The organism is Streptococcus infantis, from assembly GCF_047460405.1.
Lineage (GTDB): Bacteria > Bacillota > Bacilli > Lactobacillales > Streptococcaceae > Streptococcus > Streptococcus infantis_Q.
On record NZ_JASHGH010000020.1, the window covers coordinates 1 to 12351 of the forward strand.

Consider the following 12351-nt stretch of genomic DNA (forward strand, 5'->3'; position numbering starts at 1 on the left):
TTGCATGTATTAGGCACGCCGCCAGCGTTCGTCCTGAGCCAGGATCAAACTCTCATTAAAAGTTTGAGTTCTCACTCATTTCTGTCACTGACAGATTTATTGTTTTTTTCATTGTTCAGTACTACAATCTTAGTTGTAGTGCCCTGCACATTGGTTCGTCTTGTTCAGTTTTCAAAGGTCTTTGTCACTCACTTCTCTCAAGTGACAACTATATTAGTATATCACAGTCGCTTTCGCTTGTCAACACTTTTTTTGAAACTTTTTTAAGTTTTTTTTAAAACTTTTTAGATCAAGTGTTTCAACCGTAACATACCATAGTCCGTACGGGATTCGAACCCGTGTTACCGCCGTGAAAAGGCGGTGTCTTAACCCCTTGACCAACGGACCAGAGTTGTTATTTTCAACTCTTACTATTATACCGACTTTTCTTACTTTGTCAACACCTTTTTTTAATTTTTTTTTAGAAGTCTTGTAATGTTTCCTTCAGCTCTCTGAGAAGGGCTTTGCGGCCTTTAAACCGTTCGTCTGCCCAGAGTTTCGGATAATATTTTTTCTTACAATAATCGTTTTTTAAAAACATTTCTTCATATTATTCAAGTAACTGTTGCATTCTTATTTTCAGAAAATTTGAATCATTTCCTCTAAGAGAGCATTGAAATAAGTGAACTTGTATTTTGTTTTCTATATATCGAAATCTTTGATTTATAGTGGATTGAAATAAGATATGAACAAAAAGATTAGGAAAGTAAAATTAATTTCTAGATACGTTTTAGAATCCTTAGTGTACTATTCTAGGTTCCATTCACTATAAATTCGAGTTTCCTCAACTTTTTTTAAAAAAACAGAGAAAACTTGCGCTTCCTCTGTTTATAGTATTTAAGATAATTAATTTTCTTCACTCATTTTTGATTTTACTTCATCATAAGATAGTGCATGTGATTCCTCTTCTATTGTTTCAGGCATCTTTCCTGTTTCGTATAGAGATTTAATTTGTGTACTATCCAATGTTTCGTATTTCAATAATGCTTCTGCAATTAGCTTGTGAGTTTCACGATTTGACTGGATAATTTCAGCAGCTTTGTTTCGTGCTTCATTCAATAATGAACGAACTTCTTCGTCAATTTCATAAGCTGTTTGTTCTGAAATTGATTTTTGAGGGCTTTGTGCACCAAACATGGCATGACTTCCTTCATATTGTACTGGACCAAGTTTTTCACTCATACCATACTCTGTAACCATCGCACGCGCCATCTGAGTAGCTTGTTCGAAGTCATTAGATGCTCCAGTTGTTTGGACGTTAAAGATAATCTCTTCAGCTACACGTCCACCCATTAAGCCAGCTAATTGCTCTTTCATATCTTCTTTAGATAAAAGCATTTGGTCTTCTTTAGGAAGTGCAATCATATATCCGCCTGCACGTCCACGTGGTACTATGGTAACTTTATGAACAACACGGGCATTTGACAATACTAGACCGACAATGGTGTGTCCTGCCTCATGGTAGGCAACCAATTCACGTTCTTTTTGTGAAACTGTCTTGTCTTTCTTAGATGGTCCAGCGATAACACGATCTTCAGCTTCATCAATATCAGAAGCATCAATCACTGATTTATTACGACGAGCTGCAACTAAGGCTGCTTCATTCAATACATTTTCCAAATCGGCACCAACAAAACCTGGAGTTTGTTGTGCTACCAATTTCAAATCTACATCTTCAGCTAAAGGTTTATTTCTAGCATGGACTTTCAAAATTGCTTCGCGTCCCTTAACATCTGGACGACCAACTAATACTTTTCTATCAAAACGGCCTGGACGAAGTAGAGCCGGATCAAGAACATCTGAACGGTTTGTTGCCGCAATGACAATAATTCCTTCATTTCCTTCAAAACCATCCATTTCAATCAAGAGTTGGTTTAAGGTTTGTTCTCGTTCATCATTACCTCCACCTAAACCGACACCACGTTGTCGACCAACGGCATCAATTTCATCAATGAAGATAATAGCTGGTGCTGCTTTTTTTGCATCCTCAAAGAGAGAACGTACACGACTCGCACCGACACCGACGAACATTTCTACAAAGTCAGAACCTGAAATACTAAAGAATGGTACACCAGCTTCTCCTGCGACTGCTTTGGCAAGTAATGTTTTACCAGTTCCCGGAGGTCCTTCTAAGAGAACACCAGCTGGAATCCGAGCACCTAATTTTGTAAATCGTTTTGGATCTTTTAAGAATTCAACAACTTCAACAAGTTCTTGTTTTTCTTCCTCTGCGCCTGCGACATCTGAGAAGCGAACTTTGATATCTTCTTTATTAGCAGCCTTAGCTTTACTACGTCCAAAACTCATTGGATTACGTCCGCTATTTCCGCCCATATTTCCCATCATAGAGAAGAGGAAGAAGAATAAGATAGCAAATGGTACTACTGAAACCAGGATGTTAATCCACATACCACTTGAGCTTTCGTGTTTCACTTCAATTTGTGTTTGATGTTCACTTGCTAGCTTTTGCAAATCCGCTACAGTTGTATCTGATGGGAGGACAATACTTGTAAATTTCTCTACTTTTGTAGCAGAGGGTGTAAAAAATTGAATTCCCGTTTCTTGTTTCTCTGTCTTAGCAGTTTTGTAGACACCATACACTTCAATAACACTACCACTTGGTTGGTAGGTCATTTCTTTTACATTGTCGTTAGTGATTTCCTGAACCAATTCTGAGTACTTAATTTGTTGACTATGACCAGCGGATCTGCCAGCAAAAAAGTACTGGAATCCTGTCACTAGCAAGAAAATCATCAACAAATAAAGAAATGGATTTTTTATGAAACCATTATTTTGTTTTTGCATTCAAACACTTACCCTTCTATTTTGAGTAAACTTCCTCTTTCAATACACCTACATAAGGAAGGTTACGATAGTTTTCATTATAGTCTAAACCGTAGCCTACAACAAATTCATTTGGAATTGTAAAACATGTATAATCTGCTTCGATTTCTACTGTACGACCTTCTTGTTTATCAAGCATTGTGACAATCTTAACAGAAGCTGCTTCTCTTGCAGTAAACATATCTCTCAAACTCTTCAAGGTTTGACCAGTATCAATAATATCTTCTATAAAGATAACATGTCGACCTTTAATATCTTGAGTTACATCTTGTTTAATATTAATGACACCACTACTTACAGTCCCACCATGATAGCTAGAGACCATCATAAAGTCCATTTCAAGATGTGTATCAATATATTTCACCAATTCTGCCATAAAAGGAATAGAACCTTTTAGAATTCCAACTAAAATCGGATTTTTTCCCTCATAATCTTTTGTCAACTGAGCACCCAATTTTTTAGCTGCTTCTGTAATTTCATCTTGTGAAATCAAAATTTTCTTGATATCTTTTTCTAACATGATTTTACCTATCTATTTTTTCTATATAAAGTACAGTGTTCATTATATCATTTTTCATTTTTTTACTCAAATCACTGATTTCAATTCCTAAAACTGAACAAATTTTTCCAAATTGCTCAATGATAATAGCTTTTTCTCGTTTTTCTTTAGGAATTTTTAAATCAATAAAAAGTCGTCTTAGTTTTTTACGATGACCATTTTTTATCAAATAATCACCAGGCTGTCGATGCCGTAAAATCAACGATGTTTCACGAGAAACATTCATCTTTTGAACATTTTCCCCTTTTAGAGGGATTCCAAATGAAAATAAATAACCTTCATAATGAACTTGATTTTGATAGTTTAACACACACTCACTACTTTTTTCATCAGACTTTGGTCTGATTTTACAAATTCGAAAGTGCTTGTATTCTTTTACAAGTTCATAACCATTTTTTATACAATGGCGATATTGACTCTTAGTTTTTAAAATATGATGAATTTCTTGAAATTGTTCTCTTGTTACATTTAAATCAGCAAAACAACTAAGGTATTGTTGTAGTAAAACTCGCTGTGTTGCTTCACTAAAAGATAAAAACTGAGTTAAATCTTCCACATTGACTGTTTGAGATAATTCAGTCAGAGCAATTTGATAGTCAGATACTTCTTTTCCAAACTCTAAAAACGCTCTCTTTAGCTGAATATTTTCTTTTTCCAGTTGTGGTAAGTAAATATTACGAACTCGATTGCGAAAATAATGATTTTCTTTATTCGTCCTATCTTCAAAATGCTCAACTTCAGGAAAATCCTTCTTATAAAAAGAAAGCAACGGACGAATTAATTCCCCCTTATCAAACGTTTGTCTCTCTTTTATAGCTGATAAGTGTTGCAACCTAACACCTCGAATCAATCGCATAAAAATCGTTTCAGCCTGATCATCTGCATGATGAGCTGTTACAAGGGCTGTAGAAGAAGTTTTCTCAATTACTTCTCTAAAAAAATCATAGCGAAATTGACGAGCATTTGCTTCTGAAAAATCTCCAGTAAAATGAGCTACGTAAATTGGAACCCCAACTTGTTCAGCTAGTTTTCTTAATTCATATTCTTCATTATTCGATTCTAATCGTTGTTTATGGTTTACATGAGCTAAAAATAATTCAATCCCGAGTTCTTCTTGATAGGTTGATAGGAGGTGAAAGAGAAACATCGAATCCAATCCACCAGATAAGGCTAGTACAACTCGTGAATGATCTTTAAAATAACCTTTTTCTAGAAAATGATTTAAAAAATCTTGGTCTCTCATTTTAGGACCTCATAGACATCCTTAGCAATTTTAGAAATGGTATCATAATCAGAATTTTTGGTAAAGATTGAAATAATGAAAGGAGAATCTGTATAGACTATTCCTACATCGTGTTTAAATTCATCTGCATCCCCAATTTTATGGGCTACCTTAGCAGAAATATTCTTAGCAATCCGCTGATTATCAAAAGCTGTTTGCGATAGAGATTCTAAAACAAAACCATTCTGATTGTAAATAGATTCCATAACTTGACCAGCCATTTTAGCTGAAGCTAACTTCTCTGTTACGTTCCACTCTTCACCTGTGATAGTAGCCATTTCTTTTTTAAAGGTTTCATCTGATTTATTCGTAATATAATAAGCAAGAATATTATGAGCTACATTGTCAGATTCTTTAGCTATCTTTGTAATTAAATCTTTGAGAGTGTAGTCTTTATTGTCCGCTGTTTTAGGGAGGCTTCCACTTCCTTCAGGTTTATAAGAACCAGGGAAATCATTTACTTCAGAAACGTACTTCAATTTCGTGTCAAGTTGGTAATCACCTTGATTGATTTTTTCTTGAACATAATAAAGATAAGGCAATTTCATAACACTAGCAGCGTACATTTTTTGATCTTCGTTAATCCCAGCTTCCTTACCCGTGCTCAATTGTTTAACATAAATAGAAAACTGTTCATTTTGATAATTCGCAGATAACAACTCTTGTACTTTCTGGATACGATTGTCGTCATTGGAAATGTAATCCGTCGAAACCCAACCAATTTGTTTGATATGTAAAAATTCATGACCACCAGCAAAAATAGACATATCTGCTTCAACTTCTTGATAAGCTGCTAAAGTAGACTTTAATTCTTGTTGATCATAAGGACTATTATAAACGACAAATCCTGGTTCTAACCATACTCGTTTAGAAAAATCGTTGACAATTGAACTATCGTATAAAAGTCGTTTATCAGCCATCACAAACTGATTATTTGACAATTTAAAGACAGGCTGTCCTTGTTTATTTAATCTCCATTCTAAAACAGATAATTTTGTATCTGCATTGACTTTTCCTGATTCTTTAATCAAATCTTCTGTAGAATAAACAGACGTTTCACCATAAAATTTTGGAGATTCTATAACATCTTGATAGTAAAAATGATACGAAGCATGGGTTAAGGAATAAACTTCTTGGTTTGGAATGATAACTGGATTCTCAGTGCTTACTACTTGGACACTTTTTAAAAAAATAGGAAGTAGTAATATCACTAAAAATTTACGCATTCTTTTTTTCCTCTTCTTCTTGTAGCCGTAACAGATGATTTTTTTGAGCTAACTCTTCTAATTTTTCATCTGATTGACTTAAAAACTTTTCTACAATATCTAATAAATTTTCCATTTTACATTACCTAGGAAGTAAGTCTGGAATAGTATAAACTTCCTCCCATGATTTTGAATAGTAATATTTTGCACGCAAATACTTGGCTGCGTATGTTTCGTCCTTTAATTTGGTTGCAAGATTTGATTCTTTATCTTTTTCATCGCTCAATTCTTGATACTGTTTTTTCAGATCGGCTAACTGTTGGCGACGTTCGAGTAGTTGCTGATAACTTTGAGTCAAATTATAGGTTGGTAGGATGAACAACAACATAATCAAAATCAAAACCCAACCCATAAAACGATTTCGTCTTTGTCGTTCTTCCATCAAGTATTTACGACGTTGGTGTTCATTTTGAATAAAAGAATTATTCATTTGCACTATTTTTTTATACATCATTTTCTACCCTTGTTTCGCTGATAATTTCATACATACCTGCGGCATCTTCTTTTTTAGTGCTATCTTTCATTTCTAACACTTTTACGAGCAACAATTTATTTCCAAAACGAATTTCAACTTGGTCATTGATTTTTAAATCTGTAGAGCTCTTTGCAAGAATACCATTTACCTTGATACGTCCCTTATCTGCAACTTCTTTAGCCACTGTACGACGCTTAATAATTCTTGATACTTTTAAATATTTATCTAATCTCATTTTTATTACCTCAAATTATTATTGTACCATTTTTCTCCCTTTTATAGAAGAAAAAAGATAACTCCTAATGTGACTCTTTTGATTCTTTTATATTTGCTAATGATTCTCCAAAAGTTAAAAGACCTTCTAAAATCTCATAATCCTTTTTATTATGAATATCAAAAACAACTTCGATTAAACCTTGATTTTCTGAAATATTAGCCTTCAAACTTGTCTGAGAAAGAGCCTGGAAATAATCTTGTGTTAAAAATAATTGTTGCGATATTTTTTCAAACTGAATGACCAGCTTATTAACCTTTCTTTCTACACGATTGACAAATACTTTATCAAGATATGCTTTAGCTAATCCAATTTCTAAAAGGTAAGCAACCACATCTGGATATTCTCCAAAACGATCGATCAACTCATCTTGTAATTCTTCATAGTTGACACGATTGTCAATCTGACGAATTCTCTTGTAAATCTCAATTTTATGTCTTTCATCCGATATATAATCATCTGGGAGATAGGCATCGATTTGTAGTAGTAACTCAGCATTTCCTTTTTCACGTTTTTTGTCAGTTCCATTTTTCTTAGCTATTGCTTCTTCTAACAACTGAGAGTACAACTCAAAACCAACAGAATCGATAAATCCAGACTGCGAGCTTCCTAAAAGATTTCCAGCTCCACGAATGGATAAATCACGCATAGCAATTTTGAAACCAGAACCCAGTTCAGTAAAACCTTTGATAGCTTCTAATCTCTTCTCAGAAACTTCTGTCAAAGTTTTATCTGGACGATACATGAGATAAGCATAAGCAATTCGATTACTACGACCAACACGACCTCTTAATTGATACAAGGTTGACAATCCCATATGATCTGCATTTTCTATAAACAAGGTATTAGCATTTGGAATATCTACTCCTGTCTCGATGATTGTTGTAGTTACTAAAATATCATATTGTCCTTCAATGAAATCAAGAAGTGTATTTTCTAAGCGAATTTCACTCATTTGACCATGGACAAATCCAATAGAAGCTTCTGGAATCAATTCTTGTAACTCTGAGACCTTCTTTTCAATCGTGTCAACTTTGTTGTAAAGATAGTAAACTTGACCACCACGATCCATTTCTCTCAATACAGCATCACGAATGATACGATCATTCTGTTCAAGTACGTAGGTTTGAACAGGATATCGATTTGTTGGAGGAGTCTCTATGACTGATAAATCTCGGATACCTAGCATAGACATATGAAGAGTTCGAGGAATTGGTGTCGCTGTCAAGGTTAAGACATCAACCTTCTTTTTTAATTCCTTGAGAGCTTCCTTATGCTTAACACCAAAACGTTGCTCTTCATCAATAATCATCAACCCCAAATCAGCAAACTCAACATCTTTAGACAAGACTCGATGGGTCCCTATCAAGATGTCTACTTGACCTTTTTTTAACTTCTCAAGTGTTTCAGTCTGTTCTTTTTTACTTCTGAAACGACTCAAAACATCTACGTTGACAGCAAATTGTTCAAATCTTTCCTTGAAATTACTGTAATGTTGCTGAGCAAGAACGGTTGTTGGCACTAAAACGACAACCTGTTTATGATCATTGACAGCCTTAAATGCAGCTCGCATAGCTACTTCTGTCTTACCAAATCCAACATCTCCAACTAAAAGTCGGTCCATCGGTTGAGAAGCCTGCATATCTTTCTTAATCTCTTCGATACTTCTAAGTTGGTCCTCAGTCTCTACATATGGGAATGCTTCGTCAAAAGCGTTTTGGTCTTCATCATCTTTTGAAAATGCAAAACCTTTAAGTTGACTTCTCTCTGCATATAACTTAATTAAATCATCTGCAATATCTTCAACTTGACTCTTTACTTTTTGCTTCGCTTTTTTAAAACGTCCATCGTTTAATTTGTTTAACTTTGGAGCCTTACCATCACTAGAAACATACTTAGAAAGAGTCTGTATCTGTTCCACAGGGATGGAAATACGGTCCCCATTTTGATATAGAACACTTACGTAGTCTCGATGAATCCCTTTGATTTCAATCGTTTCAATCCCTAAATATTGACCAATACCATGAATTTGGTGAACAACATAGTCTCCTTTTTGAAGTTCATTATAATCCTTTAATCGCTCAGCATTACTGATATTTTGTCTTCGATACTTGCGTTTAATCTTCTTTTTAAAAATTTCATATTCAGTGATAAATACAAGATTTTCATCTACAAAATGAAATCCAAGTCGAAGATTTCCTTCAATAAGATTGACAGTTCCTTTACAGATTTTACTTTCATTACTATTATCAACTTTAATATCGTATTCATCAAGAATCGTTGACAGTTTCTTTAGTTCAGTTTTACTACTTGATTGAAGAACAATCGTATACTTTAATTTTTTGTAACGTTCAATTTCTTCTTTCAGAAAAGAAAACTGATTAAAGAACTCCTGCATAGGATATTGATTGAACTGGTAAAGATTATTAAATTTCAAATTTCCAAGCCCTTTTTGAAAATTTGAAAAGAAAGTCGCTGGTACATGTTTTTTAAACTGACTTTCTACATCAGCAAAATATTGTAAACTTGATACTGCTTTACTATTATGTAAATCTTCTGTAAAGTAGCTAGCTGTTTCCTTATCAAAAGCATCGTACTGGTTCATGATTTTTTGAAAATCATCAAATATAACAGGAACTTGATTCAAATAGTCTATCAAGGTCCACTGTTTTTTATAAAATACAGACAAAAACTTGCGAATATCCGCATGAAGAACTTGCTCTTTCGTACAACTAAAAACTTCTTCTAGGTAAGACTTTAAAGTTGGAGATAGTGCCTTATCAATCTCATGTTCTAAAAATTTCTGACCACGATGATAATCTTCATTTGTTAACAAAATATCACTAGCTGGATAGATTAGTACTTGAGTTTTACTATCTTTTGATAATTGAGTTTCAGTATCAAATTCTCTAATGCCATCAATCTCATCACCGAAAAATTCAATCCGATAAGGACAAATTTGAGAGGTTTCAAATATATCTAGAATATCTCCACGAAGGCTAAATTCTCCCTGACTTTGAACTTGTGTAACTTTCTTATAACCAAGAGAAATCAAGTGATTCTTTAATTCTCTTTGTTCGCATTCTTGCCCCACTTGAAGTTCTAAGATACTATCATCAAAAACTTGAGGATTCGGCAAGAATACTCGACTAGCTGCGACGTTACAAACTAAAATCCCTCTTTGAGACTCATTTCTTAGAAACCGCAAAGCTTCAACCCGAGAAAAAAACTTTTCCTGAGATGATACCAAAAATTCGACCATCGGTGAATCATCTACTAGAAATGGATAAACTAGATCCGAACCTAATATGGAGATTAAATCATTAATCAGACGCTCAGCCTCTCCATATGTGGAAGTCATCACTAAAACCTTATCCTGACTCTTCAGACTACTAGCAATCGCTAAAGATTTTGCTGAGCCAGAAAGACCTAGCAATAATTGTCTTTGTTTCTGTGGTAAGTTCTCATGCCAAGATAGAATTTGTTTATTCTCTAAAAAGAAATCGATTAATGCCATTTCCTTACCCATTATATTTCTGCATCGTCTTTTCAAAGTTTTTTTCTTGTAAATAATAATTTACAGCATCGTCAACCTTGTCAATTGACTGTAAAATACCAATATAATCTTCTTGATCAAACTTACTCAAAACATGATGAACTACTGACATTCCTTTTTTAGGTCTTCCAATGCCAATCTTTACACGATTGAAAACCTGTGTACCAATATGTTGAATAATCGACTTAATTCCATTATGACCACCAGCTGATCCTTTAGCACGAAGACGAATTTTTCCGACTTCCATGTCAAGATCATCGTAAATAATCAGTAAATCTTCAATATCTAAACCATAGTAGGTTAACAATGCATGAACAGCTTTTCCACTTTCATTCATAAAAGTCGTCGGTTTCACCAGATAAATTTTTTCCCCATTAAGGAAAAATGAAGCTAGTTCAGCTTGGAATATCTTATCGTGTGTAAAGGTAACATTCTGTTTTTTTGCTAGTTGGTCAATCAGCATAAATCCAACATTGTGTTTGGTTTCAAAATATTTATCCCCTGGATTTCCCAATCCTACAAGTAATTTGGTCATTTATTTTTCCTTTCAAAAGCCAAAAGGGTTGGAATTTTTTTCCAACCTAATTGACACTATTTATTAAATGTTATTAAACGTTAAAGCGGAATTCCATGATATCGCCATCTTGCACGACATATTCTTTTCCTTCTTCACGCAAGCGTCCAGCTTCTTTTACAGCCTTTTCAGAACCGTATTTCACTAGATCCTCATATGACATGGTAACTGCACGAATAAAGCCTTTTTCAAAGTCTGAGTGGATAATACCAGCTGCTTGAGGAGCCTTCATACCACGTTTAAAGGTCCAAGCGCGAACCTCTTTTTCACCAGCTGTGAAGTAAGTTCCAAGCCCAAGCAAGTGATATGCTGCACGAGTCAACTTGTCAACGCCTGATTCTGTTAACCCAAGTGCTTCAAGAAACTCTTGCTTGTCTTCATCGTCTAACTCAGAAATTTCTTCCTCAGCACGCGCAGAAATAACTACTACTTCAGCATTTTCTGTCGCTGCAAATTCGCGAATTTGTTTGACATAGTCGATAGAGTCAGGTTCTGAAACCACATCCTCATCTACATTGGCAACATAAAGAACTGGTTTAGTTGTCAAAAGGAAGAGACCTTTGACAACTTTTTGTTCTTCATCTGTAAATTCGATGGTGCGAGCTGATTTTCCATCTTCAAGAACAGGTTTAATCTTTTGGAGAACGTTAAATTCTGCAACTGATTCCTTATCTTTTTGCGTACGCGCCATTTTTTCTACACGCGCATAGCGTTTATTGACTGATTCTAAGTCAGCAAGAATCAACTCTAGGTTAATGGTATCAATATCTGCTAGTGGATCCACAAAGGCATCTTCACGACCTTGTTCACGCATGACATTTTCATCATCAAAGGCACGAACCACATGAACAATCGCATCAACTTCACGGATGTTGGCCAAGAATTTATTCCCAAGACCTTCTCCTCTTGATGCTCCTTTTACAATCCCTGCAATATCTGTAAATTCAAAGGTTGTTGGAACTGTCTTTTTAGGAGTAATCATTTCCGTCAATTTTTGGAGGCGTTCATCTGGAACTTCTACCATTCCAACGTTTGGATCAATGGTCGCAAAAGGATAGTTTGCAGCCTCTGCTCCTGCTTTTGTAATTGCATTAAATAGGGTTGATTTACCAACGTTTGGTAAACCTACAATACCTGCTGTTAAAGCCATAGTTTCTCATTCTCCGTTCACATTTCAATCTTCAATATTATAACACAAAAAGGGAAAACTTGCTAACTCTCTTATGATGGTGGGTTAGTCGATGATTTTACTCATTTTTCTTTCAAAGTCATAGCGACTCATCATGACCACATGATCACAATTACTACATTTTATCTTGATGTCTGCTCCAACACGGGTAATTTCCCAGCGATTTGCTTTTTTACCAGTTGACTTGATTGTACAAGCGTGTGGTTTTTTCATTTCAACAAAATTTCCAACTTTATACATAGTTAGTCTCCTTTTTCTTTTTCGATTATATCATAAAAGAGGCGAGCTAGGCTC

At 34.7% G+C, this 12351-nt stretch carries 11 protein-coding genes, 1 tRNA gene and 1 rRNA gene; all 13 read right to left on the reverse strand.

The window, feature by feature from the left end:
- A 16S ribosomal RNA gene (locus tag QM928_RS08805) occupies positions 1 to 60 on the reverse strand; the annotation flags it as partial.
- Between the two features lie 255 nt (positions 61 to 315).
- A tRNA-Glu gene (locus tag QM928_RS08810) sits at positions 316 to 387 on the reverse strand.
- 498 nt (positions 388 to 885) lie between these two features.
- Entirely contained in the window at positions 886 to 2844 is a 1959-nt protein-coding gene (gene ftsH / locus QM928_RS08815) for an ATP-dependent zinc metalloprotease FtsH (RefSeq protein WP_414295074.1), read from the reverse strand.
- A 16-nt stretch (positions 2845 to 2860) separates the two neighbouring features.
- Entirely contained in the window at positions 2861 to 3403 is a 543-nt protein-coding gene (hpt, locus tag QM928_RS08820; RefSeq protein WP_414295073.1) for a hypoxanthine phosphoribosyltransferase, read from the reverse strand.
- Positions 3404 to 3407: 4 nt separating this feature from the next.
- Positions 3408 to 4685 carry a tRNA lysidine(34) synthetase TilS gene (gene tilS / locus QM928_RS08825; protein WP_414295072.1) on the reverse strand — a complete coding sequence of 426 codons (1278 nt, stop codon included), beginning with the start codon at positions 4683 to 4685 and terminating at the stop codon, positions 3408 to 3410.
- On the reverse strand, positions 4682 to 5950 hold the full coding sequence (locus tag QM928_RS08830) for a serine hydrolase (RefSeq protein ID WP_414295070.1): 1269 nt from the start codon (positions 5948 to 5950) through the stop codon (positions 4682 to 4684). Before QM928_RS08830 ends, tilS begins: the two co-directional genes overlap by 4 nt.
- A complete protein-coding gene (locus tag QM928_RS08835; protein ID WP_045762396.1) occupies positions 5943 to 6065 on the reverse strand; it encodes an SP_0009 family protein in 123 nt (40 codons plus the stop codon). The genes QM928_RS08830 and QM928_RS08835 overlap by 8 nt, the downstream gene beginning before the upstream one ends.
- Positions 6066 to 6071: 6 nt before the next feature.
- Entirely contained in the window at positions 6072 to 6440 is a 369-nt protein-coding gene (locus tag QM928_RS08840; RefSeq protein WP_000277028.1) for a septum formation initiator family protein, read from the reverse strand.
- Positions 6433 to 6699: an RNA-binding S4 domain-containing protein gene (locus tag QM928_RS08845; RefSeq protein ID WP_001234970.1), complete on the reverse strand. Its 267-nt coding sequence runs from the start codon at positions 6697 to 6699 to the stop codon at positions 6433 to 6435. Before QM928_RS08845 ends, QM928_RS08840 begins: the two co-directional genes overlap by 8 nt.
- 64 nt (positions 6700 to 6763) lie before the next feature.
- A complete protein-coding gene (gene mfd, locus QM928_RS08850; protein ID WP_414295069.1) occupies positions 6764 to 10267 on the reverse strand; it encodes a transcription-repair coupling factor in 3504 nt (1167 codons plus the stop codon).
- On the reverse strand, positions 10260 to 10829 hold the full coding sequence (gene pth / locus QM928_RS08855) for an aminoacyl-tRNA hydrolase (protein WP_045613244.1): 570 nt from the start codon (positions 10827 to 10829) through the stop codon (positions 10260 to 10262). Before pth ends, mfd begins: the two co-directional genes overlap by 8 nt.
- Positions 10830 to 10902: 73 nt before the next feature.
- Positions 10903 to 12018 carry a redox-regulated ATPase YchF gene (gene ychF, locus QM928_RS08860; RefSeq protein ID WP_153224627.1) on the reverse strand — a complete coding sequence of 372 codons (1116 nt, stop codon included), beginning with the start codon at positions 12016 to 12018 and terminating at the stop codon, positions 10903 to 10905.
- Between the two features lie 84 nt (positions 12019 to 12102).
- Entirely contained in the window at positions 12103 to 12297 is a 195-nt protein-coding gene (locus tag QM928_RS08865) for a DUF951 domain-containing protein (RefSeq protein ID WP_153224628.1), read from the reverse strand.
- Between the last annotated feature and the right edge of the window lie 54 nt (positions 12298 to 12351).